Source organism: Sagittula sp. P11 (assembly GCF_002814095.1).
Classification (GTDB): domain Bacteria; phylum Pseudomonadota; class Alphaproteobacteria; order Rhodobacterales; family Rhodobacteraceae; genus Sagittula.
Genome location: NZ_CP021913.1, coordinates 489,910 through 514,500 on the forward strand (window position 1 = coordinate 489,910; position 24,591 = coordinate 514,500).

At 68.9% G+C, this 24,591-nt stretch carries 19 protein-coding genes; 5 read left to right on the forward strand and 14 right to left on the reverse strand.

Annotated features, from left to right (window positions below; translation table 11 throughout):
• Positions 1–3 precede the first annotated feature (3 nt).
• The 8 genes from CDO87_RS02380 to bhcA all read right to left on the reverse strand — a co-directional run bounded on the left by CDO87_RS02380 (position 4) and on the right by bhcA (position 12,655).
• A complete protein-coding gene (locus tag CDO87_RS02380) occupies positions 4–3,426 on the reverse strand; it encodes a DUF2126 domain-containing protein (RefSeq protein WP_100927271.1) in 3,423 nt (1,140 codons plus the stop codon).
• Positions 3,427–3,898: 472 nt separating this feature from the next.
• Positions 3,899–4,873: a D-glycerate dehydrogenase gene (locus tag CDO87_RS02385; protein WP_100927272.1), complete on the reverse strand. Its 975-nt coding sequence runs from the start codon at positions 4,871–4,873 to the stop codon at positions 3,899–3,901.
• A 133-nt stretch (positions 4,874–5,006) separates the two neighbouring features.
• Entirely contained in the window at positions 5,007–5,981 is a 975-nt protein-coding gene (locus CDO87_RS02390) for a 2-dehydropantoate 2-reductase (protein ID WP_100927273.1), read from the reverse strand.
• A gap of 84 nt (positions 5,982–6,065) precedes the next feature.
• Positions 6,066–7,580: an acyl--CoA ligase gene (locus CDO87_RS02395; RefSeq protein WP_100927274.1), complete on the reverse strand. Its 1,515-nt coding sequence runs from the start codon at positions 7,578–7,580 to the stop codon at positions 6,066–6,068.
• Between the two features lie 253 nt (positions 7,581–7,833).
• A complete protein-coding gene (bhcD, locus tag CDO87_RS02400) occupies positions 7,834–8,829 on the reverse strand; it encodes an iminosuccinate reductase BhcD (RefSeq protein WP_100927275.1) in 996 nt (331 codons plus the stop codon).
• 281 nt (positions 8,830–9,110) lie between these two features.
• Positions 9,111–10,274 (reverse strand): 3-hydroxy-D-aspartate aldolase BhcC, encoded by a 1,164-nt coding sequence (bhcC, locus tag CDO87_RS02405; RefSeq protein WP_100927276.1) that lies wholly within the window; start codon positions 10,272–10,274, stop codon positions 9,111–9,113.
• Between the two features lie 198 nt (positions 10,275–10,472).
• Positions 10,473–11,447, reverse strand: a complete 975-nt coding sequence (gene bhcB, locus CDO87_RS02410) for a beta-hydroxyaspartate dehydratase BhcB (RefSeq protein ID WP_100927277.1) — start codon at positions 11,445–11,447, stop codon at positions 10,473–10,475.
• Positions 11,448–11,461: 14 nt separating this feature from the next.
• A complete protein-coding gene (bhcA, locus tag CDO87_RS02415) occupies positions 11,462–12,655 on the reverse strand; it encodes an L-aspartate--glyoxylate aminotransferase BhcA (protein WP_100927278.1) in 1,194 nt (397 codons plus the stop codon).
• A 235-nt stretch (positions 12,656–12,890) separates the two neighbouring features.
• Here bhcA and CDO87_RS02420 point away from each other — a divergent pair, with 235 nt between their 5' ends.
• From CDO87_RS02420 to CDO87_RS02430, 3 genes are all read left to right on the forward strand, one after another.
• Complete coding sequence (locus CDO87_RS02420; RefSeq protein WP_100927279.1) at positions 12,891–13,706, forward strand: IclR family transcriptional regulator; 816 nt, start codon at positions 12,891–12,893, stop codon at positions 13,704–13,706.
• 231 nt (positions 13,707–13,937) lie between these two features.
• A complete protein-coding gene (locus CDO87_RS02425; protein ID WP_100927280.1) occupies positions 13,938–14,921 on the forward strand; it encodes a fatty acid desaturase in 984 nt (327 codons plus the stop codon).
• Complete coding sequence (locus tag CDO87_RS02430) at positions 14,918–15,745, forward strand: sugar phosphate isomerase/epimerase (RefSeq protein ID WP_100927281.1); 828 nt, start codon at positions 14,918–14,920, stop codon at positions 15,743–15,745. The genes CDO87_RS02425 and CDO87_RS02430 overlap by 4 nt, the downstream gene beginning before the upstream one ends.
• Before the next feature lie 427 nt (positions 15,746–16,172).
• On the opposite strand, the gene CDO87_RS02435 is transcribed toward CDO87_RS02430, so the two are convergent.
• From CDO87_RS02435 to CDO87_RS02460, 6 genes are all read right to left on the reverse strand, one after another.
• Positions 16,173–17,840 (reverse strand): thiamine pyrophosphate-dependent enzyme, encoded by a 1,668-nt coding sequence (locus CDO87_RS02435; RefSeq protein ID WP_100930811.1) that lies wholly within the window; start codon positions 17,838–17,840, stop codon positions 16,173–16,175.
• A 78-nt stretch (positions 17,841–17,918) separates the two neighbouring features.
• Positions 17,919–18,548, reverse strand: a complete 630-nt coding sequence (locus CDO87_RS02440) for an aspartate/glutamate racemase family protein (RefSeq protein WP_100927282.1) — start codon at positions 18,546–18,548, stop codon at positions 17,919–17,921.
• A complete protein-coding gene (locus tag CDO87_RS02445; protein WP_100927283.1) occupies positions 18,545–19,384 on the reverse strand; it encodes an ABC transporter permease in 840 nt (279 codons plus the stop codon). The genes CDO87_RS02440 and CDO87_RS02445 overlap by 4 nt, the downstream gene beginning before the upstream one ends.
• Positions 19,385–19,504: 120 nt before the next feature.
• Entirely contained in the window at positions 19,505–20,353 is an 849-nt protein-coding gene (locus tag CDO87_RS02450; RefSeq protein ID WP_100927284.1) for an ABC transporter permease, read from the reverse strand.
• 208 nt (positions 20,354–20,561) lie between these two features.
• The gene (locus tag CDO87_RS02455; protein WP_100927285.1) at positions 20,562–21,818 is read right to left on the reverse strand and encodes a PotD/PotF family extracellular solute-binding protein; all 1,257 of its coding nucleotides are present in this window, start codon (positions 21,816–21,818) and stop codon (positions 20,562–20,564) included.
• A 24-nt stretch (positions 21,819–21,842) separates the two neighbouring features.
• Positions 21,843–22,829 carry an ABC transporter ATP-binding protein gene (locus tag CDO87_RS02460; protein ID WP_100927286.1) on the reverse strand — a complete coding sequence of 329 codons (987 nt, stop codon included), beginning with the start codon at positions 22,827–22,829 and terminating at the stop codon, positions 21,843–21,845.
• Positions 22,830–23,099: 270 nt separating this feature from the next.
• Here CDO87_RS02460 and CDO87_RS02465 point away from each other — a divergent pair, with 270 nt between their 5' ends.
• Both CDO87_RS02465 and CDO87_RS02470 read left to right on the forward strand, forming a co-directional pair.
• Positions 23,100–23,777: a GntR family transcriptional regulator gene (locus tag CDO87_RS02465; RefSeq protein ID WP_198521871.1), complete on the forward strand. Its 678-nt coding sequence runs from the start codon at positions 23,100–23,102 to the stop codon at positions 23,775–23,777.
• Positions 23,774–24,589, forward strand: coding sequence for a GNAT family N-acetyltransferase (locus tag CDO87_RS02470; RefSeq protein ID WP_254698296.1), 816 nt, complete (start codon positions 23,774–23,776; stop codon positions 24,587–24,589). The genes CDO87_RS02465 and CDO87_RS02470 overlap by 4 nt, the downstream gene beginning before the upstream one ends.
• Positions 24,590–24,591: the final 2 nt, after the last annotated feature.

The following is a 24,591-nucleotide window of genomic DNA, read 5'->3' on the forward strand; positions in this document are numbered from 1 at the left end:
GGATCACACCCCCGGCGAGCGGCGCAGGTCCAGCGTCATCGGGAACTCCGGGTGCGGGACCTCGCTTGCGGGCCAGAAGGCGCCGGCCGTGTGGCCGAACTTCTCGAACCGCGCAAGGCGGCGGGCATCGGCCTCGTTGGTGTTGACCGGGAAGGTGTCGTAGTTGCGCCCGCCCGGATGCGCCACGTGATAGGTGCAGCCGCCGATGGAGCGCCCCGACCACGTGTCGAAGACATCGAAGACCAGCGGCGCATCGACCGGCAGCACCGGGTGCAGCGCCTCCGCCGGCTGCCACGCCTTGAAGCGCACGCCGCCCACCTTCACGCCGCTCGTCTCCGTCGCGGTCAGCGGCACGGCGCGGCGGTTGCAGGTCACCGTGTAGCGGTCGGGGTTCAGCGAGGTCAGCTGCACCTGCATCCGCTCCACCGAGCTGTCGGTATAGCGCACCGTCCCGCCGATGGCGCCGCGCTCGCCCAGCACGTGCCAGGGCTCCAGCGCCTGCCGGACCTCGAGGTTCACGCCCTGGTAGGTCACGTCGCCCGCATAGGGGAAGCGGAACTCCCGCTGCGCCTCGAACCACTCCGGCCGCAGGTCGAACCCGTTGTCGCGCAGGTCGCCCAGCACGTCGAGGAAATCGGCCCAGACGAAATGCGGCAGCATGAACCGGTCATGCAGCTGCGTGCCCCAGCGCACCGGCCGGCCCTTGATCGGGTTCTTCCAGAGCCGCGCGAGGATCGCCCGGATCAGCAACTGCTGGGCAAGGCTCATGCGCGGGTCCGGCGGCATCTCGAAGCCGCGGAACTCCAGAAGACCCAGCCGCCCGGTCGGCCCGTCCGGAGAGAACATCTTGTCGATGCACAGCTCCGCCCGGTGGGTGTTGCCGGTCACGTCGATCAGCATGTTCCTGAGCAGCCGGTCCACCAGCCAGGGCTGGGGCTGCGGATAGTCCTCGCCGGGATCGGGGATCTGCGCCAGCGCGATCTCCAGCTCGTAAAGCGTGTCGTGCCGCGCCTCGTCGATCCGCGGCGCCTGGCTGGTCGGGCCGATGAACAGCCCCGAGAACAGGTAGGAAAGCGCCGGGTGCCGTTGCCAGTAGAGGATCAGCGACCGCAGCAGGTCCGGACGCCGCAGGAAGGGCGAATCGTGGGTCGTGGCGCCGCCGACAACCACGTGGTTGCCGCCCCCGGTGCCGACGTGCTTGCCGTCGATCATGAACTTGTCGGCGCCCAGCCGCGACTGCCGCGCCTCCTCGTAGACGCCGGTGGTGATGTCGACGCAGTCCTGCCAGTTCTGCGCGGGGTGGATGTTCACCTCGATCACGCCCGGATCGGGCGCCACGCGGATCACGTTCAACCGGCTGTCGGACGGCGGGGCGTAGCCCTCGATGTGGATCGGCAGCCCCAGCTCTGCGGCGGTCGTCTCGGCCGCAGCAAGCAGTTCGAGGTAATCCTCAAGCGTGCCCACCGGCGGCATGAACAGGCACAGCCGCCCGTCGCGCGGCTCCACCGCGATGGCGGTGCGCACGTATCCCAGCGCCGGGTCGACGCCGTCCATGCTCATCGGGTTCTGCCGTGCCTGCCGCCCGCCCTCCTCGGGCTTGACCCCCGACACCGGCTGGCTGCGCTCCTGCGTGACATCGGGCAGCACGTCCGCCTCTTCGGCGGCGATGCGCTCCAGCTCCTCGAGGATCGCCTTCCGGCGGCGCTCAAGTTCCGCGTGGAAGTTCGGCAGCGCGGCGACCGGCACGCTCGGATCGGCGCTGTAGGTATAGGGATAGTCGGAGGCCGGGATATAGGGCAGCGTGCCCAGCGGCAGGCGGAAGCCCACGGGGCTGTCGCCGGGGATCAGGTAGAGATGCCCGCGCCGCGTCTTCCAGTGCTCCGACACCCAGGACGACTTCGACGCCTTCCCCTGCCAGCGCTGGATCGGCAGCACGTGACCGGCAGGCTCCGTCAGCCCGCGGTTGAAGACCCGCGCGATCCGGGCGCGCGCCTCCGGGTCCTTCAGCTTCGGATCCTCCGGCGTGACGTTGATCGGCAGCCCGGCCTCCTTCAGCACCCATTCGGCGGGGTCCTCGTAGGCGGGCCGGACGAACTCCGGCTCGATCCCCAGGGTCTCCGCGAAGGTCTCCATGAACTTCTCGGAATCGGCGTTTGTCGCGCCCGACTGCGTTTCCGGCGCGACGAGGTCGGGGTTCTTCCAGATCGGCTCCCCGTCGCGGCGCCAGAACAGGCTGAAGGTCCAGCGCGGCAGGGTCTCGCCCGGATACCACTTGCCCTGCCCGTAATGCAGGAAACCGCCCGGCGCGAAACGCTGCCGCAGGCGGCGGATCAGCAGGTCGGCGCGCATCCGCTTCGTCGGACCCACCGCGGCGGTGTTCCACTCCGCGCTCTCGAAATCGTCGATGCTGACGAAGGTCGGCTCGCCGCCCATGGTCAGCCGCATGTCCTCGGCCTCCATCACCGCGTCGACCTCGCGCCCCAGCTTGTCGAGCGCCTGCCAGCTTTCCTCGCTGAACGGCTTGGTGATGCGCGGATGTTCCGCGACGCGGTGCACCTCCATCTCGAAGTTGAAGGCGGTCTGGGTGTCCGGATCGCCGGTGAACCCGCCGACGATGGGGGCTGCGTTGGAATAATGCGGCGTTGCAGCCAGCGGGATGTGGCTCTCGCCGGTCAGCAGGCCCGAGGTCGGGTCAAGCCCGATCCAGCCCGCGCCCGGCAGGTAGACCTCGCACCAGGCGTGCAGGTCGGTGAAGTCGTGGTCCGTGCCCGACGGCCCGTCCAGCGCCTCGAGGTCGGGCTTCAGCTGGATCAGGTAGCCCGAGACGAAGCGCGCGGCAAAGCCGAAGCGCCGCAGGATGTTGATCAGCAGCCACGAGGTGTCGCGGCAGGAGCCCGAGCCCTTCTCCAGCGTCTCCTCCGGCGTCTGCACGCCCGGCTCCATGCGGATCAGGTAGTCGATCTCCTGCTCGAGCCGCGCGTTGAGCGCCACGAGGAAATCCACCGTGCCGGTCTTCTCGCGCGGGACGCTGTCGACCCAGGCCTTCACCTTCGGCGTCAGATCGACCGCCTTGAGGTACTGCGCCAGGTCGCCCGCGATCTCCGCCGGGTAGTCGAAAGGCCACTCCCGCGCGCCCTCTTCGAGGAAGAAGTCGAACGGGTTGTAGACCGTCATGTCCGCAACGAGGTCCACCTCGATCGAGAACTCCGTCACCGGCTCCGGAAACACGAAGCGGGCCATCCAGTTGCCGTAGATGTCCTGCTGGTGATTGACGAAATGCCCCTCCGGCCCGACTTTCAGAGAGTGCGAGATCACGCGGGTCCGGCTGTGCGGCGCCGGCCTCAGGCGCACGATCTGCGGCGACAGGGTGACCGGCCGGTCGTACTTGTAATGCGTGAGATGCCGGATGCTTGCGGTGATCGCCATGAGGTGCCTTCCAGGGTGATGTCCTGCCCGACAGATGACCCGCCAGGCGCTCCGATGTAAAGCAAGCCCGCTTTGCTGCGCCACAAATCCGGGCATTCCCGCGACACCCTGCCATCGAAACACGCAGACCCGCCCGCCGCACCCGTCCCGTCCCGATAAGGGTTTCGCCGCGCTGACGCGCGCCGACCCGCGCGGGCTGCGCCCGCGCCACCTTTGACCGAGCCTCCGCTCCCCCGTCCGGATCGCACATAGCTTGGCCCGGCGCCCGTCGCGCTGCGCGCGAAGGGGGGCGCTGCCCCGCCGCGCCTGCGGCGCGACTCCCCGAGGTATTTGGACCAAGATGAAGGACAGGCGCCGCGCTTACACCTTCATCTTGGTCCAAATACCTGTGACGGCGGTGCCGCCATGCCTGCGGCCGGGCGAAGGCGGGCCCTTTGCGGCAGAAACAGCCACGGGGCGCGGGCAGCCGGTTTCAGGCGACGCGGTCGGGCGGCGCCCGGCCATCCAGCGCAGCGGCGAGGTTCTCGAGGGCGCGGAAACCCATGGCTTCCCGCGTTTCCCGGGTGGCGCTGCCGAGGTGCGGCAGCACGACGATGTTCGGACAGTCGAGGAGCCGCGCTTCGACCGCCGGTTCGCCGTCGAAGACGTCGAGCCCCGCACCGCCAAGCCGCCCCGCGCCGACCGCCTCGGCAAGCGCCGCCTCGTCGACCACCTCGCCGCGCGCAGTGTTGATCAGGAAGGCGCCGGGCTTCATCAGCGCCAGCCGCGCGGCATTGACGAGGTGCCGGTTCGCAGCCCCGCCCGGGCAGTGCAGCGAGACGAAGTCGCATTCGGGCATCAGCGCCTCCAGGCTCTCGACCTGCCGCGCGTCGCAGGCCGCCAGCACCTCCGGCGCCACGGCAGAGCGGTTCTGGACAAGGATCCGCATGCCGAAACCATGATGCGCCCGGCGCGCCATCTCCTGCCCGATCCGCCCGAAGCCCACGATGCCCAGCGTCTTGCCGGTCACCTTCGTCCCCACGAGGTGGGTGGGCCGCCAGCCGGTCCACGCCCCGGCACGGACCTCGCGTTCGCCCTCGCCCGCCCGGCGCGCGGCCATCAGCAGAAGCGTCATGGCGATGTCCGCCGTGCAGTCGCTCAGCACGTCCGGGGTGTTCGTCACGACGATGCCGAGCCGCGCCGCAGCCTCCGTGTCGATGTGCGAGAAGCCCACCCCGTAATTCGCCAGCACCCTGCAGCGCGGCGCCTCGATCCCGTCGAAGACCGCGCGGCCCATGGCATCCGTCACCGTGGGCAGGATCGCGTCATGCGTCGCCAGCGCCTCCCGGAAGGCCGCGGTGTCGAGCGGCCTGTCCTCCGCGTTGAACGTCGCATCGTAGCGCTCGGCCAGCGCGGCCTCCACCGCCTCCGGCCAGCGGCGGCTTACCAGAACCTTCGGTCGCGACATCGCGCTCTCCCTCCTGTCTCGGCCGCGCATGGGTCCTGCCCGGCCATCTTGCCCGCAGGCACCCCGCAGCGCCGCCCTGCTCCAGACAAACCCCGATGCCGGCGCGCCGTAAACCCAGTCTTTCGGCGCGGCCTCAGTAAAGCCCCGCCACCCTGCCGCGCAGCGCCACCAGCGCCAGCACCGTATCGATCGCCGGCGTCGCCACACCCGTCAGCCGGCCCAGCTCCTGGACCGAGGCCACCAGCGCGTCGATCTCCATCGGGCGCCCGGCGTCGAGGTCCTGCAGCATGGAGGTCCGGTGCGCGCCCACCGCCGCACCGCCGTCGATCCGCCGCTCCACGTCGATGGGGAACTTCACGCCCAGCTTCTCGGCGATCTCCTGCGCTTCCAGCATCATCGCCTTCGCCACAGCGCGCGTGCCCGGATCGGTGCAAAGCACGTCGAGCGTCGCGTGGGTCAGCGCCGAGATCGGGTTGAACGACAGGTTGCCCCAGAGCTTCACCCAGATCTCGTCCCTCAGCCTCGGCCGCACCGGCGCCTTCAGCCCCGCCGCGGTCAGCGCCTTCGACAGGGCCTGCGCACGCTCCGACTTGCTGCCGTCAGGCTCCCCCAGCGAGAACCGGTTGCCCTCGACGTGCCTGACCACGCCCGGCCGGATCACCTCCGCCGCAGGGTAAACCACGCAGCCCAGCACCCGGTCGGGGCCGAAACCGTCCCACTGCCGGCCGCCGGGATCGACGGTCTCGAGCCGCGTGCCCTCCAGGTCCCCGCCGTGCTTGTGGAAATACCACCACGGCACGCCGTTCACGCCCGAGACCACGCAGGTCCCCGCGCCGATCAGCGGTGTCATCGCGTCCACCACGCCGGGCACCGAATGCGCCTTCAGCGTCACGATCACGTAGTCCTGCTCGCCCAGTTCCGCCGCATCCGAAGAGGCGCGCACCGGCACCACCGTCTCCGTCCCCTCCTCGATCAGCCGCAAGCCGTCCGCCTGCATCGCCGCCAGATGCGGGCCGCGCGCCACCAGCGACACCTCGGCCCCGGCCTGCGCCAGCTTCGCGCCCATGTAGCCGCCGATGGCCCCCGCGCCAAAGATACATATCCGCATGTCACCCCGCCCGGCCCGCGCCCGGCGCCCCTGCTTCTCTGCTTTCCAAATACTCACCCGCGACACCCGCCGCGGGCGTGCCGGTCAGGACACCAGCCCCAGCTTCTCCGCCATGCCGATGCGCTGCATCTTGCCCGTCGCGCCCTTGGGGATCTCGTCGAGGATCACCACCCGCGCCGGCACCTTGAAGGCCGCCATCCGCTCCGTGGCAAAGGCGCGGATCTCCGCCTCGTCCGCCGACATGCCCTCGCGCAGGACCACCGCCGCCGCGACCTCCTCGCCCAGCTTGGGGTGCGGGCAGGCGAAGGCCACGCATTGCGCCACCGCCGGGTGGTCCATCAGCACGCCGTCCACCTCCAGCGGCGACACCTTCTCGCCCCCGCGGTTGATGATCTCCTTCAGCCGCCCCGTCAGGAACAGGTAGCCGTCGGCGTCGAAGGCACCCTGGTCGCCGGTGCGGAACCAGCGCCGGCCCTCCGCCTCGAAGAACGACTTCGCGTTGGCCTCCGGGTTGCCCTCGTAGCCGGGCGTCACGTTCGGGCCCGAGATCACGACCTCGCCGGTGCCCTCTGTCAGCCGGTCCTCCGCCTCGTCGGCGATGGCCACCTGCGGCCCGGCCGCGATCCCCACCGCGCCCGGCTTCTGCCGCGACAGCGGGTTGCAGCACATCTGGTGCGCAGCCTCGGTCATGCCGTAGGCCTCCACCACCGGCGCGCCGAAGGTCTCCGCCAGCGCCGTCATGACCTGCGCCGGAAGCGAGGCCGAGGACGAGCGCAGGAAGCGCAGCGGCACCTCCGCGATGACTTCCGCGTTGCGTTCCGCGCGCGACAGGATCGCCTGGTGCATGGTCGGCACAGCGGTGTACCAGGTGGGCCGCGCCTCCTTCATCATCGCGAAGAAGTTCAGCGCGTTGAAGCCGCCGGTGCAGAAGATCGACGCCCCCGCCGCCAGCGAGGCCGAGACCGCCGCCACCAGCCCGTGGATGTGGAACAGCGGCATCACGTTCAGGCAGCGGTCGCCCGGCTCCAGCGACAGCGAGGCCGCGATGTGACCGGCCGAGGCCGCCACGTTCGACTGCAAGAGCGGCACGATCTTCGGGCGCGAGGTGGTGCCGGAGGTGTGCAGGATCAGCGCCACGTCCTCCGCGCCGGGCATGTCACCCTCCGCCGGCGTGACCTCGCCCTCCGCCGTCAGCGCAAAGACCCCCGCCACCGAAGGGTCCTCCGCCAGCCGCAGCACCGTCAGACCGAAGCGCCGCGCCGCCGCCAGCGCCGGCCCGTCATAACCCGCCTCGAGGATGATCGCCCGGGCCTTCAGGTCCTCGAGGTAGAAGGCGAACTCGTCCTCGCGGTAGGCCGGGTTCAGCGGCGCGGTGCAGGCCGCCTGCGCCACGGTGACAAAGGCCGCGGCCATCGCCGCCCCGTTCGGCAGCACGATGGCCACCCGGTCGGACGGCCCGACACCGGCGGCGCGCAGGTCCTCGCGCACCCGCTCCGTCAGCGCCCGGAGCCCGTCGTAATCCAGCCAGTCGCGGCCCGGCCCGCCGATCGCCGGCGCCTCGCCCGGATGTTTCGCCAAGAGCGCGTTGATGGTCGTCATGCCATCCTCCCCTTCCAAGTTCCCCGGCCGGTTCCGGCCCTTGCCCCCGTTCTAGCGGATCGCGCCCGCAAGAACAGGCCCCATCGCCCCGCCTGTACCGACGCGCCGCGCACCGCCCGGTCCCGGGTGTCCGGACAGCCGCAAACCGAAGGGCGCAGCCCGAAAGCCCCGCCCCTCATCCGTCCGGCCCGGAAGCCCCAGTGCCTCCGGGCCTCTGGGCCTCTCTGCCCCTGCGCCTCCGCGCGCCCCCGGCCTACAGCACGACCCGCGCCGCCACGCCCTGCTCCTCCGCCAGCCGCGCCGCGACAGAGGCCACAGCGAGGTCCTGCAGCCCCACGCCCGTGCCGTCGAACAGGGTGATCTCCGCATCGGAGGTCCGGCCGGGGTGTGCCCCGTTGATCACCGCACCGATGGGCGTGATGTCGCCCTCCGCCAGCAGCCCCGCCGCCACCGCGTGCTGCGCCTCGCCGATGCTGACCGATTGCGCCACCTCGTCGGCAAAGACCGTCGCCGCCGCCAGAAGCGCCGCGTCGACCTCCATCTTGCCCTTCGTGTCGGTGCCCATGCAGGCAACATGCGTGCCGGGCCGGATCCAGTCCCGCATCAAGAGCGGCTCGAAGGCCGATGTGATGGTGATGATCACATCCGCCTCCGCGCCCAGCGCCTCCGGCGTCACCGCCTCGAACGGCAGGCCGAGGCTCGCCGCCACCTCCGCCAGCTGCGGCAGCATCTCCGGGTGCGGGTTCCACGCCACGACCTTCTCGAAGGCGCGCTGCTCCGCCGCCGCCCGCAACTGGAAGGCCGACTGGTGCCCGGCGCCCACCATGCCCAGCACCTTCGCGTCCCGCCGTGCCAGATGCGCGATGGATACAGCCGAAGAGGCCGCCGTCCGCACCGCCGTCAGGTGGTTGCCGCCGACCAGCGCCGAAAGCCGCCCGGTATCCGGATCGAACAGGCAGACCGTCGACTGGTGGTTGGTCAGCCCGCGGCCAATGTTGCCCGGCCAGTAGCCCCCGGCCTTCACCCCCATCACCATGCCCGCCCGGTCGAACCCGGACTTGAAGCCGTAAAGCGCATCGGCATGCCCGATGGCCTCCCGCACCACCGGGAAATTCCGCGCCTGACCCGAGGCCATGGCGGCAAACACCTCCTCGACGGCGGCAAAGGCCTCCGCCCGGCCCACCAGATCCCTGCAGACCTCCTCGCCCACGATGAGCACCCCATCGCCCTGCTGCGGCGTATCCTTCATGGCATCACCCTCCTGTCTCACCCGCCGGTTCCCCGGCCCTTCGTTCCCCGGCCGCCCCCGGCCACTGACCCCGCATCCGGCCACATCGCCAGCCGCCACCGGCCAGTCCCGGCACGCAACAGGCGCGGACACGCACCCCGCAACCGCGCCAGCCCGTCCCGGCCAGCCCAGACGCCGCCGCCGCCCCTTCATCTTGGCAAAAATACCTCCGGGGGGTCCGGGGGGCGGCGCCCCCCGGCGGACCGGGGCGCCCAAGGCGCCCCGAAACCGCAGGCAAAGGCTCAGTACGCCTTGCCGCGCGCCGACACCGGCCAGAGCGTCTCGACCTTGCCCTTGCGCACGCCCACGTACCAGTCGTGCACGTTGCAGGTCGGGTCGCAGTGCCCCGGCACCAGCCGCAGCCGGTCGTTCACCTTCAGCGCGCCCGCCGGGTCCGTCACCACGCCATGCTCGTCCGAGCACTTCACGTATTCCACGTCGTCGCGCCCGAAGACCACCGGCAGACCCGAATCCACCGACTGCGCCTTCAGCCCGGCGTCGACGATGGCCTTGTCCGCCTTGGCGTGGCTCATCACGGAGGTCAGGATGAACAGCGCGTTCTCCCACTCGCCCCGGTCGATCCGCCGGCCGTCGGCGTCGAGGATGCGCCCGTAGTCCGCATCCATGAAGGCGTAGGACCCGCACTGCAGCTCGTTGTACACGCCCGAGGCCGTCTCGAAGTAATAGGACCCCGTGCCGCCACCGCCGACGATGTCGCAGCCGAGGCCCACGGAAGCCAGCCCCTCGACCGCCTCCTTCACCATGGCCACCGCCACGTCGATCTTCGCCTTCCGGTCGGCATAGGCGTCGAGATGCTGCATCGCGCCCTGGTAGGCCTGGATGCCGGCGAACTTCAGCCCCTCCGACCCGGCAATCGCCTGCGCGATCTCCACCACCTCGGATGTCGTCGTCACGCCGCAGCGCCCGGCGCCGCAGTCGATCTCCACGAGACACTCGATCTGCGTCCCGTGCCGCCGCGCCGCCGCCGAGAGGTCCTCGACGTTCGCAAGGTCGTCGACGCAGCACAGCACCCGCGCGCCCAGCTTGGGGATCTGCGCCATGCGGTCGATCTTCAGCGGGTCGCGCACCTGGTTCGACACCATCACGTCGCGGATGCCGCCGCGGGCAAAGACCTCCGCCTCGCTCACCTTCTGGCAGCAGACGCCGCAGGCGCCGCCCATCTCGATCTGCAGAAGCGCCACGTCCACCGACTTGTGCATCTTGCCATGCACCCGGTGCCGCATCCCGTGCGCCGCCGCGAACTCGCCCATCTTCCTCACGTTGCGCTCCAGCGCATCGAGGTCGAGCACGAGGCACGGCGTCTGGATCTGCGCCTCGTCCATGCCCGGCAGCGCCGGAATGTCGAACCCCACCTCGTAGTCGTCGAACGTCTTCATGTCCTTCATCGCACCCGTCTCCCTCTGTTTCGTCATCCGCCGCGCTCGCGGCCTGTCTTGCCACCGGCCGCCCGCGCGGCCCTTTCGTCATCCGCCCGCGCCACCGGCCCGGACATCGTCCAGCCCAGCCGCCGGGCGCGACCTCCCGTAGGGTGGGCTTTCAGGCCACCCCTGCCCCGGCGTCCTTCAACCCCACCCCGGGACCCGTCACCCCGTCATCCACGGCAGGCGGTCCAGGTCGACGTTGCCGCCGGTCACGATCACACCCACGCGCTTGCCCGCGAACCGCGCGCGGTGTTTCAGAACCACCGCCAGCGCCACGGCAGAGGATGGCTCCATCACCACCCTCAGATGCTTCCACGCCAGCTTCATCGCGTCCACGATTTCCGCCTCGGTCGCGGTCGGAATGTCGGTCACGAAGCGCGACACGAAATGCCATGTGTTTTCCTTGAGCGGCACCTTCAGCCCGTCCGCCACCGTGTCGGGCGCGTCGTCCGCGATGATCCGCCCGGCCTGCAGCGACCGCGCCGCGTCGTCGGCGTTCTGCGGCTCGGCGGCAAAGACCGCAACCTCCGGCGCGACATTGGACAGGGTCAGGCAGGTGCCCGAGATCATGCCGCCGCCGCCGATGGGCGCCACCACGGCCTCCAGCCCTTCCACCTGCTCCAGCAGTTCCATCGCGCAGGTCGCCTGCCCGCAGATCACCCGCGGGTCGTTGTAGGGGTGCACGAACTCGCCGCCCGTCGCCGCCTGCACTTCGGCAAAGACCGCCTCCCGCGAGGTGGTCGAGGGCTCGCATTCGGTGATCGTGCCGCCATAGCGCCGCACCGCGTCCTTCTTGGCCTCCGGCGCAGTGCGCGGCATGACCACGTGGCAGGGAATGCCCCGCCGCCCCGCCGCCCACGACAGCGACAGCGCATGGTTGCCCGAGGAATGCGTGCACACCCCCTTCTCCGCCAGCGCCGCCTCCAGCCCGAAGACCGCATTGGTCGCGCCCCGCACCTTGAAGGCCCCGGCCTCCTGCAGGTTCTCGCACTTGAAGTGCAGCGCCGCCCCGGTCAGCGCGTCGAGGTAATCCGACCGCAGCACCGGCGTGCGGCGCACATGCGGGCCGATCCGCTCATGCGCTGCGCGCACGTCGTCGATCGTCAGGGCCGAGGCTTCGGTCATCGCATCCAGCATCGCCGCCTCCCGCCTCAGGCCGCGTCGCGCAGGGCGCCCGCGCCCCGGCTCGACCGGTAATGCTCCTGCGCCGCCGCAATCCCGCTGCCCAGCCGCACCGGGTAGCCCAGGTCGGCCATCGCCATCTCCACCGTGGCCAGCCCCGACAGCACCATCACGTCGGTCAGCATGCCCAGGTGGCCGATGCGGAAGGCCTTGCCGTTCAATTGCCCCAGCCCGACGCCAAAGGACACGCCGTACGCCGTGTAGGCATGATCGGTCAGCGCGTTGCTGTCGAAGCCCTCCGGCACGCGCACCGCGCTCACCGTCGGCGAGCGAAGCTCGGGCGCGGCCGCGACCAGTTCCATCCCCCAGGCAGAGACGGCGCAGCGCACCCCCTCCGCCAGACGGACATGGCGGGCATAGACGTTCTCCAGCCCCTCCTCGAACAGCATGTCGAGCGACTCGCGCATCCCGTAGATCAGCTGCAGCGGCGGCGTATAGGGAAAGCCGCCCCTGGCGTTGTTCGCCAGCATGTCGCGGAAATCGAAGTAGCAGCGCGGCAGGCGGGCCTGCTCCATCGCCGCCATCGCCTTCTTCGAGACGCAGGTGATCGCCATGCCGGCGGGCAGCATGAAGCCCTTCTGCGAGCCCGACACCGCCACGTCCACGCCCCAGGCGTCGAAGTGGAACGGGACGGAGGCCAGCGAGGACACGCAGTCGACGAACATCATCGCCGGGTGGCGCGCGGCGTCCATCGCCCGGCGCACCGCGCCCACGTCCGACAGTACGCCCGTCGCGGTCTCGTTGTGGGTCACCAGCACGACCTTGATCTCGTGGCCCGTGTCGGCGCTCAGGATCTCCTCGAAGCGCGCGGCGGGCGCGCCTTCGCCCCAGGGCACGTCGATCACCTGCACGTCCAGCCCGAAACGCTGGCAGAGGTCGATCCACTTGTGGCTGAACAGCCCGTACCGCGCCACCAGCACCCTGTCGCCGGGCGAGAGCGTGTTGGCCACAGCCGCCTCCCACCCGCCGGTGCCGGAGCCGGGGAAGGTGATGACCTCCCCCTCGGTGGTGCCGAAGACCTTTTTCGTGTCCTCCAGCATCGGGCGGAACACCCCGGCGAAATCGGGGGCCCGGTGGTCCATCGTCTGCGCCAGCATTTTCGCGCGCAGACGGTCCGGCATGTTGGTCGGGCCGGGAATGAAAACGGGGTTCTGGTTGCTCATGGGATCTCCTCCGGTCGGGCTCAGCATCCGCGATCCGCCCCGCGCTTGCAATTTTCTTGAAAAACATTTTCACTCAGCGGAAAATAGGGGCAAGCCCCTGTTCCGCCTCACGATTCCATTTCTCATTTTCCCGGAACGCCGCAGCGCAGAGAGTTTTTCCGTCCCGCGAGCCCCCGCAAATGCCCCGGTCCGGACGCCCCGACCCGCCGTTCCAAGCCCCCGAAAGGAGCCGCCCATGCCCCCCGAAAGACGCCCCCGCGGCCGCCCCAAGTCCGCCTTCAAGGAAAGCTCCGCCGGCGGGCTGCAGTCGCTCGACCGGGCGCTGATGCTGCTCTCGGCCGTGGCGCGCAGGCAGTCGGCCACGCTCTCGGACCTCGCGCGCGAGACCGACATCCCCACTGCCACCACCCACCGCATCCTCACGACCCTTCAGGCCCAGCGCTACACCGCCTTCGACGAGGAGCGGCAGGAATGGCGCGTGGGGATCGAGGCCTACCGCACCGGCCTCTCGTTCCTTGCCCGCACCTCCGTGGCCGAGGTCGGCCGCCCGGTCATGCGCCGCCTGATGGCCGACACCGGCGAAACCGCAAACCTCGCCGTGCCGGACGGGGCAGAGGTGGTCTTCATCGGGCAGGTCGAGACGCCGAACCCGATCCGCGCCTTCTTTCCGCCGGGCACGCGCACCTCCATGCATGCCTCCGGCACCGGCAAGGCGATCCTCGCCGCGCTGCGCCCCGACCGGCTGGCGCGGGTGATGGAACGCATCGCCTTCGACGCCTATACGCCCGGCACGCTGTCCACCGAAACGGCCCTGCGCGCCGACCTGTCGGAGACCGCGCGGCGCGGCTGGTCGCTCGACCTCGAGGAACGGCACCCCGGCATGTCCTGCATCGGCGCGGCGATCCGCGACGAACAGGGGGAGCCCTGCGCCGGCATCTCCGTCTCCGGCCCCACGGCGCGCTTCTCGCCCGACCGGGTGGCGGAGCTGGGCACGGCGGTGCGCGAGGCGGCGCGCGAGATCACCGAACTGTCGGGCGGGCGCTGGGCCTGAGCGGTCTCGGCGCGCTGCCGCGCGCCGATCCGCCGGGGGGCTCCGCCCCCCGGACCCCCCGGAGGTATTTGGGCCAAGATGAAGGGGGATCGGTGCGGGGCATCCGGGCGACGTGCCTGCGGCCGGTGGGGGGGCGGGCTGCCTGCGGCTTGGGCATTTCCTGTGGGGTGCTGCCGGCGCGGCGCGCGTGACGCTTGCCGTCACGGCGGGGAGTGTCCTAGGCTCCGCGCCATGCAAGCCACGTTTTCCCGCCGCGACCTGATCGCCCCGACCCGCCTGCGCGCCCTGATGCAACGCTCCGACCTGCGCGGCGCGCTGCAGCTTGGCAGCCACTTCGCCGCCATCGCCCTGACCGGCACGCTGCTCTGGACCACCTGGGCAAGCCTCTGGTCGATCCCGCTCTTCATGGCGCACGGGGTGCTTCTGAACTTTCTCTACGCCGGGCAGCACGAGCTGTCGCATGACACCGTCTTCCGCACCCGGCGGCTGAACGAGGTCTTCGGGCGGCTGATCGGATTCCTGATGATCTACCCCCGCGATTTCGACAAGATCCAGCACTGGGCGCACCACCAGCACACCCAGAACTGGGAGAAGGACGGCGAGCTGACGCGCGAACCCTACACGCTGAAGACCTACCTGTTGTGGTTCTGGGGCGTCACCTACTGGCAAAGCCGCGTCGCGCGGATCGTGCGGTTCTCGCGCGGGATCGTGCTGGAACCCTACATCCGCCCCGAGCAGCACGCGCAGGTGATCCGCGAGGCGCGCATCCATGCCGCGCTTTATGCCGCCGTGGCCGTGCTGTCGCTTGTCACGCAAAGCTGGGCCGCCGTGCTCCTGTGGCTGGCGCCGATGGTGGTGATGAAGCCGGTCCACCAGCTGCAGAACACCATCGAGCATCTGGGCCTCAGCCACGAGGACAACATCCTCGAGAACACCCGCTCCACCCGCACCAACGCGGTGATGCGCTGGCTCTGCTGGCAGATGCCCTATCACACCGCGCACCACAGCTTCCCCGCCGTGCCCTTCTGGCAGCTGAAGGACCTCGACGGCGAGATGAAGAAGAACGGCGCCGCGCCGCACGCCATGGGCTGGATCGAGTTCCAGGTGGAGGTGATCCGCAAGCTCTCGGCCAAGTCGGAGGCGGACTACCCCTATGACGAGGTCTGGATCGTGCCGCGCGGCAACGGCACCAGCGCGCGGATCGAAGCGGCGTGACGCTGCAGGTCTTCCAGTCGCTCTGGGCGATGTCTCCGCACGACCAGAGCGGCGAAACCCTGCCCTACGACGCGATCTGCGGCATGGTGAAGGACGCGGGCTTTCACGGGCTGGCGATCGACCTCGGCGCCGCCGACGTGCAGACCGCCCACGACGTGCTGCCGCACATCCGCCACCACGGGCTGGTGCCGCTGATCGTGGCCTTCCCCCGATCGGTGTCCGCCCTGCGCGACACGCTGAAGATGGCGAAGGACTTCGGCTCGCCCTTCGTGAACCTCATCGGGCAGGTCTTTCCGCTGAGCACCGCGGGCGCCATCCCCGTGGTCCGCGCCTGGATCGAGATGTCGGAGGAGGAAGGCGTTCCCGTGCAGTTCGAGACGCATCGCAACTGCATCACCAACGACCTTTTCACCACGCTCGAACTGATCGACGCCGTACCGGAGATGCGGCTGTCCGGCGACCTGTCGCATTACCTCGTGGACCGGGAATGGAAGCTGCCGCTGGGCGCCTTCGAACGCGGCCTCCTGACCCGCATCCTGCAGCGTTGCGACAGCTTCCAGGGCCGGGTCGCCAGCCGCCAGCAGATCCAGCTGCAGCTGGACTTCCCGCAGAACGCCAAGTGGCTGGAGCTGTTCACCGCGATCTGGCGCGAGGGCTTCGGCCATTACAAGGCCGTGCACCCCGAGACGCCGCTGACCTTCCTGTGCGAGCTTGGCCCGCCGGAATACGCGATGACCGACGCCACCGGGCGCGAGATGTCGAACCGCTGGCAGGAGGCGCTGCGGCTGAAGGCGCTGGCCGAGGGGCTCTGGGCGGAGGCCTGAGGGGCGGGCGGGGTGCCAAAGGTTAATCGCTGACAAAGGGTGAATGCCGAGCCTCTGCACAAAGGTTACCAACCGGCCGGAAACGGGGGCCGAACCGGCCGGTTTGCCCCATAACATCCGGTTAACCGGCGGCGGGCGGCGTTAACCCCTTGTGGCGGGGCCGTTGCGCCGCTGCCAGATCTTGCGGCGCGCGCAGCCTTAAGCATCGGCCGCAGCCTGCACGTTTCATTCACAAAACCCGGTCGGAAGGGGTTCTCAACCCGGCTTGCCGCAGACGCATCGGCGCGGGCCGGGACCGCGGCCCGCAGTTCAGGAAATACTCGAAGTGTTTCCCTCAAGACATTGGATAAAAACGATAAAGAAAACCTGAACGGCCCGCACCTCCGGTCACCTTTTCAGGCGACCGAAGACCGCAGCCAGTGCCGCCTTACCGCCCCGATTTCTGCGCTGCGGCGCGCATCTGCGAAAGAGTCACCCGCGGCGTCAGCGCCTCCTCGGAAATGTCGAGGTCGAGCACCGCGCCCGTCTCCGAGGCGAGCGCCCTGTCGAAGGCGGCGGCAAAGTCCTCCGTCCGGGACACCCGCTCTCCGTGGAAACCGTAGGACCGGGCCAGCGCCGCGAAGTCGGGCGAGACCATCGTGGTGCCCGACACACGCGCCGGGTAGTGGCGTTCCTGATGGGCGCGGATCGTGCCGTAGATGCCGTTGTTCAGGATCAGCACCACGGGCTGCGCCCCGGCCTGCGCGGCGGTGGCAAGCTCCTGGCTGGTCATCTGGAAATCGCCGTCCCCGGCAAAGCAGACCACGGTGCGGTCGGGGTGCGCGACCTTGGCCGCGATGGCCGCCGGCAGCCCGTAGCCCATGGCCCCGGACTGCGGCGCCAGCAGGCGCTGTGCCCCGCCGTAGCGGAAGAAATAGCCCGGCCACACAGCGAAGTTCCCCGCCCCGTTGGTCAGGATCGCGTCGTCCGGCAGGACCTCCGCCAGATGTGCCATGACCTTGCCCATGTCCACCGGCGAGGGCTGCTCCGGCAGCTCGAACCCCGCCTCGAAGGCCGCCCGCGCCTCTGCCCGCCAGGTGCCGTCGCGCGGCCCCAGCGGACCCGCCGCCACCAGCGCCTCCGCAAAGGCGGACGGGTCGGCATGGACGCCCAGCGCGGGGCGGTAAACCTTGCCCAGTTCGCCGTCGCTGCCATGCACGTGGATCAGCGTCTGCTCCGGGTCCGGCACCTTCAGCAGCGTGTAGCCCCCGGTGGAATTTTCCCCGAATCTCAAGTTGATAGCGAGGATGACGTCGGCTTCTTGGATCAGCTTCCGGGTGGAGGGCCACATGCCCACACCGGAATGTCCGCAGAACGCCGGAGAGTGGTTGTCGAACATGTCGAGATAGCGGAAGACGGCCACCGCGGGGATGTCGTTCTCCTCCGCGAAGCGGCGCAGCGCGGCCTTGCCGGCCTCCGTCCAGTTGCTCCCCCCGAAGAACAGAAGCGGGCGTTTCGCGCCCTGCAGGATCTCGCGCGCCCTGGCCACCGCCGGGCCGGAGGGCGCAGGCGGCAGGATCTCGACCGGGCCTGAAATCGCGGGCGCGTCGGTTTCGGACGACAGCATGTCCTCCGGCAGGGCGATGACCACCGGACCGGGCCGCCCGGTCGTGGCCACGGTCCAGGCGCGCGACACGATCTCGGGAATGCGCTCGACCCGGTCGATCTCCACCGCCCATTTCGCCATGGTGCCATAGACCGCGGGGTAGTCGACCTCCTGGAAGGCCTCGCGCCCCATCATGTCGGTCGCCACCTGCCCCACGAACAGCAGCATCGGCGCGCTGTCCTGCCGGGCGGTGTGCACCCCGATGGAGGCATTGGTGGACCCCGGCCCGCGCGTCACCATGCAGATGCCGGGGGTGCCGGTCAGCTTGCCCCAGGCCGCCGCCATGAACCCCGCGCCGCCCTCGTTGCGGCACAGCACGTAGTCCAGCGCGCCTTCGGTATCGTGCAGCGCGTCGAGCACCGCGAGATAGCTCTCCCCCGGCACGCCGAACGCCTTGCGCGCGCCCAGTGCCACGAGGCACTCCACCAGAAGCCTGCCACCATGCCGCATGAAACCGCCCTCCCCGATCTGTTCCGGCGCCACCTTTGCCCGTCCGGAACCGGAGTGCAATCCCAATGGCTTATACGGTCAGGCGATCAGAGCGCGGGCCATACCGGTCGCGGCGCGCACACCGTCGACCAGGATCAGCCGGGTCTCCTTCTGCGCCCGCGCCATCAGCCCCACCATGCCGCCGCATCCCAGCGCCACGGCGCCCACGCCGTCCTCCGCTTCTGCGGCAAGGATCTCGTCGATGATCCGCGGTTCGGCCTTCTCGACCTCCAGCACCGGCACACCGCTCGCGCGGATCCGGCCCAGCGACGGGGCAAGGCCGTAGCTGGCGACGTTCTCCTCCAGCACCGGCACCGACACGTCGAGCGTCGTCACGACCGAGAACCGCCCGCCCACCGCCGCAGCCAGGTGATAGGCCGCCTGCCCGATCCCGATCACCGGACAGCGCGCCAGCTTCTGCGCCTCCGCTATCCCGGTGTCGTCGAAGCAGCCGATCAGGATCGCCTCCGCCCCGTCGCGGCAGGCCTTCTGCACCAGTTCCAGCATCGGCGGCACGGCGGCATCGCCATCCTCGCGCCCCTGGATCGACGGCGGCCCGCCGTGCGAGGTCCAGCCCTCCACCTTCATACGCCCCGCGACATCCTGCGCCACGGCAGTCATCGCCTCGGTCATGAGGACGGTGGAATTGGGATTGATGAGGACGATCATACCATCCCCTTGCCGGCATCCGACCCGGCCTTTGCCTTGCGGCGCGCGGTCAGCGTCACCAGCAGCAGGAAGACCCCGATCATCAGGAAGGAGAACACCGTCGTCAGCGTCCCCAGCGCATAGAGCACAGGCGTCGTGACGTTGGTCGTCATGCCGTAGATCTCCAGCGGCAGCGTGTTGTAGCTGCCCGCCGTCAGAAGCGTGCGCGCGAACTCGTCATAGCTCAGGGTGAAGCCGAAAAGCGCCACGCCGATCAGCGACGGCCCGATGATCGGCAGCACCACATGGCGGATGGTCTGCCACGGCGTCGCCCCGAGGTCGCGCGCCGCCTCCTCGTAGGATTTGTCGAAACGGTTGAAGACCGCGAACATGATCAGAAGGCCGAAGGGCAGCGTCCATGTCAGTTGCGACCCGAAGCCGGAGGACGCCCAGTGCACCTTCATCCCCGACTGAGAGAACATCAGCCCGACCCCCAGCGAGACGAGGATCGACGGGATCACCAGCGAGGTGATGATCAGGTAGAACAGCAGCCCGGAGGCCGGGAACCGCGACCGGAAGGCCAGCCCGCCCATGACGGACACCACCACGGTCGTCACCATGACCATGAACCCCAGCGCAAAGGACCGCCGGAAGCTGCCCCATATGTCGCCCACCGCCTGCTGCTCGAACAGGTCCTTGAACCAGTAGACCGACGTGCCGTTCATCGGGAAGGTCAGCCCGCCCTGCGGCCCCTGGAAGGACAGGATGGCGATGGTGATCGTCGGCCCGTAGAGGAACAGCAGGAACAGCCCGAAAAAGGCGGCAAGCACGTAGAAGGAGCGCGGACGCGGTTCCATGGGTCAGGTCCTCCGGGACTTGGTCTGGGACAGGGGCTGGGGCTTGGACCGGGCCGCACGGGCCCGGCTCTCATGCGCCGCAATGGCGGGCGGCAAGGCCGGTGTCGGCAAAGGCATCGCTCAAAGCTCCTTCCGGATGTCGACGAACCGCAAAAGGATGCCGATCACCATCAGCACGGTCACCAGCAGGATCACGGCGGTGGCGGCGGCGCTCGGGTACTGCAGCAGCGCGATATCGTTGGAGATCAGCCGCCCGACGTTGGCCGACTGCGACCCCGACATGATCCGCACGGTGATGAAATCGCCCATCACCAGCGTCACCACGAAGATCGTGCCGATCATGAAGCCGGGCTTGGTCAGCGGCACGATCACGTTCCACAGGATCTGCGGCCCCGAGGCACCGGCATCCCGCGCCGCCTCGATCAGCGACCGGTCGATGCGCATCATCGTGTTGAAGATCGGCACCACCATGAACAGCGTATAAAGGTGCACGAAGGCCAGGATCACCGCGAAGTCGGAAAACAGCAGCCACTCCACGGGCTGGTCGATCACCCCTATCGACAGAAGCGTCGAGTTGGCGATGCCGTTGCGCCCGAGGAAGGGAATCCACGAGATCATGCGGATGATGTTCGAGGTCCAGAACGGGATGGTGCACAGCAGGAACAGAACGATCTGCATGTTCTGGCTGCGCACGTGGAAGGCCAGGAAATATGCCACGGTAAAACCGATGGCCAGCGTGAACACCCAGGTGATCAGCGCGTATTTGAAGGTGTTCAGGAAGACCTTGTAGGTCACGGGCGAACCGAAGAGGAACTCGTAGTTCTCCAAGGAAAACGCCGGAATGACCGAGAACTCCGTCGCCCGCCAGAAGCTGACGACCACGATCATCAGGATCGGCAGCACGAGGAACACCAGCATCACCGCCGCCAGCGGCGACACCATCAGCAGGCTCTTGAGCGACTTCGGCATACCGGTTTCTTCCCCTGTTTTCCCGGGCCCTGTCTTCCCGGACCTTCATCTTGGCAAAAATACCCTCGGGGGGCCCCGCAGGGGCGGGGGCAGAGCCCCCTCGGCAGCATCCGCACAAGACCCCTGTCCGGACGATGCGATGGTCCGGGGGCGCCTGCCGCAGGCAGGCGCCCCCGCCGGTCGCCGCCCGCAGGGGCGGCGAAACCGTTTACGAGGCGATGAACTCGTTCCACTTGCGAACCATGTACTGGTTCTCGTCCATGACGGCATTCCAGCAGGCCACGGCACCCATGCGGTCCTCGAACGATCCGCCGTCGCGGATCTCCCCGGCCTGCGCCATGACGTCGCCGAAGGGGTTGGTGATCGGCTCGGCCGCTTCCTTGCCCTCGAACCAGTAGCCCCACTCGTTCTCGGACATGTGGTCCTTGGAGGTCTCCGGCACCGCCGAGTAGTAGCCCTGGCGCATCAGGAACCCGCCGACCCAGCCGGAGAGATACCAGTTGATGTACTCGTAGGCCGCGTCCAGCTCGAGGCCCGACAGCGACTTCGACAGGCCGATGCCGCCGCCCCAGGACCGGTAGCCTTCCTTCAGGGGCTGGTAGACGCAGGGGATGCCCTTCGACTTCACCGCGGTGATCGCCGGCGACCACATCGACTGGATCACCACCTCGCCAGAGGCCATCAGGTTCACGCTCTCGTCGAAGGACTTCCAGAAGGCGCGGAACTGGCCGTTCTGCTTCGCCTCGGTGAAGATCGCCATGGTCTTGTCGATCTCCTCGCGGGTCATGTTGCCCTTGTCGCCGTACTGGATCTCGCCCATGGCCTCGCAGACCATGGCCATGTCCATGATCCCGATCGACGAAATGTCAAGGATCGAGGCCTTGCCCTTGAACTCCGGGTTCAGCAGCTCGGCCCAGGTGTCGATGGGACGGCCGATCAGGTCGGGGCGGATGCCCAGCGTGTCGGCGTTGTAGATCGTCGGGATGAGCGTCATCCAGTTGGTCTGCTCGTCCGCGAAATCGGTGCCGTCCGGGCCGGTGGTGAAGCCCACGGTGTGCGGTGCCGTGCCCTGCCCGATCACGGATTCGGGCGTCAGCTTGCCGTCCTTGAAGATGCCGACGATCTTGTCGTAATTGGCGATCTTCGACACGTCCATCGCCTGCAGGTTCCCGGTCGGCCAGACCTTCTTGCAGATCCAGTACTCGATGTCGGCGATGTCGAAGCTGTCGGGCTGGGTCGCCGCGCGCTGCGTCACGCTGTCGGAATCGAGCGCCGTCATCTCGAGCGTGAAGCCAAGGTCTTCCTTCACCTTCTGCGCCACCTCGTTGAGGTTCGACACGCCGGTGCCGAACTGGCGCAGCGTCACGTCCTTGATGTTCTGCGCCCAGATCATCGGTGCGCCAAGCGTGCTGGCCGCGGCGGCGGCCGTGCCGGTCTTCAGAAGCTGTCGTCTGGAAATGGTCATTCTGTTGGTCTCCCTATTGTCAGGTCAGGCCTGCAGCGGGTGCTGCTGGTCGTTTTCCCAGGTCAGGCCGACAGGCTCGCCCGGGTGTCTTGGTTGCGCGAAGTACAGCGCGTCGGGCAGGAGTGCGGTCACCTCCTGCTCCCCCGCCACGGCGGCGGTGACGTTCACATGTGTGCCCTGGTACTCGACCGCGGTGATCTGCGCGGGCATCCGTCCGGCGCCCGCATCGGTCATGCGCACTGCGTCCGAGCGCACGGCAACCTTGCCCTCGGGCAGCGCGATGACGTTGTGCCCGCCAAGGAAACGCGCGACGAAGGCGGTGCGCGGCGCGTTGAAGACGTCCCGCGCCGACCCGGCCTGCTCGATGACGGCGTTGTTCATGACAACGATCTCGTCGGCCAGCGCCAGCGCCTCGTCCTGCCCGTGGGTCACGTGGATGAAGGAAATCCCCAGCTCGCGTTGCAGCTTCTTCAGCTCTGCCCGCATGCGGATGCGCAGGAACGGGTCGAGCGCCGAGAGCGGCTCGTCCAGCAGCAGGACCTGCGGGCGGGTGATGAGCGCGCGGGCCAGCGCCACGCGCTGCTGCTGCCCGCCCGAAAGTTGGTCGGGAAAGCGGTCGGCCAGCCGCGACAGGTCGACAAGTTCCAGCATCTCGCCCGCGCGCTTCAGACGTTCGGGCCTGTCCACGCCCTTCATCTTCAGGCTGAAGGCGACGTTCTCGGCCACCGAGAGGTGCGGGAACAGCGCGTAGCTCTGGAACATCATCGCGGTGCCGCGCTTTGCCGGCGGCAGGTGGGACACGTCCGTTCCGCCCAGCACGATGGAGCCGTCCGACACCGTCTCGTGGCCCGCGATCATCCGCAGGGTCGAGCTCTTGCCGCAGCCCGACGGCCCCAGAAGGCAGGCGTAGGTGCCGGGCGCGAAATGGTGATTGATGGCATCCACCGCCACTGTCTCGCCGTAGCGCTTGGTCACGTTCACCAGTTCCAGATCCTTGCCGGTCGCGCCCATGTCCGTCCCTCGTCCGTTATTGGGTCATCAGTGCGGCGAGACCCGTGATCGGGGAAGCATTCACCCTGTCGGGGACGGGCATTTTCTTTTTCTGCCGCGAAATCAGGCTGACGGAAGGGGGCGCGGATCAGATATTGGGCACAAAGTTGTATACAATCACCATTCCACACCCATACAACACCGGCGAATCTTGAGCACGTTCTCCCGACCTGCGACAACCGAGTCGCCATGAACGCTGAATTCGAGAAAACACCATCGGGCGCCTCTGCCATGCAGCCCCGCCTGCCCCAGTCGGACCGCATCGCCGGTGCGCTGACGCTGGCCATCCACCAGCGGCGGCTGGAACCGGGCACCAAGCTGGGCGAGGACGAGCTGGCAGAGATCTACGGCGTGTCGCGCACGATCATCCGCGCCGCCCTGCAATCGCTTGCGCATCACCAGCTGGTCGAGATCAGGCGCAACCGCGGCGCCTTCGTCGCGCAGCCCTCCACCCGCGAGGCGCACGAGGTCTTCGAGGCACGCGCCCTGCTGGAACCCTTCATGGCCCGGCGCGCGGCGCTGCGCATCACGGACGCGCACCTCGCAACGCTGGAACGGCATATCCATGAAGAGCACGCGGCGCTGGCCGATGGCGACCACGGCAAGGCCCTGCACCTCTCGGGACAGTTCCATATCGAGATCGCCCGCATCGCCGACCATGGCACCATTGCGGATGTCATCACCGCGCTCATCGCCCGGTCGTCGCTGATCATCGCGCTCTACTGGCGCCGCGAAAGCGCCCTGTGCGAGAAACACGCGCATCACGCGCTGCTCGACGCGCTGGCGAAGGGCGATGGCCCGCGGGCAGAGGAGTTGATGAAAAGCCACCTCGTCGACCTGCATTCGCAACTCGACCTGCGCGACCGTCAGGCCTCGTCGCGGTCCCTCAAAGAGGCATTGGCGCCGTGAAGATCAGAACGATGACCGAGGGCGAGCTGGCGATGGTGCTGGACTGGGCACAGGCAGAGGGCTGGAACCCCGGCCTCGACGACGCCCCGGCCTTCCATGCCGCCGATCCCGGGGGTTTCTTCCTGGCGGAGATCGACGGCGCCCCGGTGGCAGCGATCTCGGTGGTGAACCACGACGACGCCCACGCCTTCCTCGGACTCTACATCTGCCGGCCGGAGTACCGCGGACAGGGCCACGGCTTTGCGCTGTGGCAGGCGGCGCTGGGACATGCAGGCGGCAGGACGGTCACGCTGGACGGCGTGGCCGAACAGCAGGCGAACTATGCCCGCTCCGGCTTTGTCTTCGCCGGACGCACCCTGCGCCATTGCCTTGAGGCCGTCCCGCAGGGGGACAGCACCGCGCGCCCCGCGCAGGCGGGGGACATGGCGGCGCTGATGCAGATGGACCGCGCCGCCTGCGGACACGCCCGCGACGGCTTTGCCAGGGCGTGGTTCGAGGGGACAGAGACGCGCCGGACTTGGGTCATCGGTCCCGAAGGGGCACCCGCCGCATTCGCGACCCATCGCCTCTGCCACTCCGGCACGAAGATCGGGCCGCTTCTTGCGCAGACGGAGGCAGAGGTCCGCACCCTGCTCTCCTGCGCGCCGCGCGGGCCGGTGTTCATCGACGTGCCGGAGGGGTCGGCGCTTGAGACTCTGGTCCGCACCATCGGGTTCGAGCCGGTCTTCCAGACCGCGCGGATGCACTGCGGCCCTGCCCCGCAAGGCACAGCGCCCGCCTATTACGCCGTCGCCACGCTGGAGCTTGGTTGACG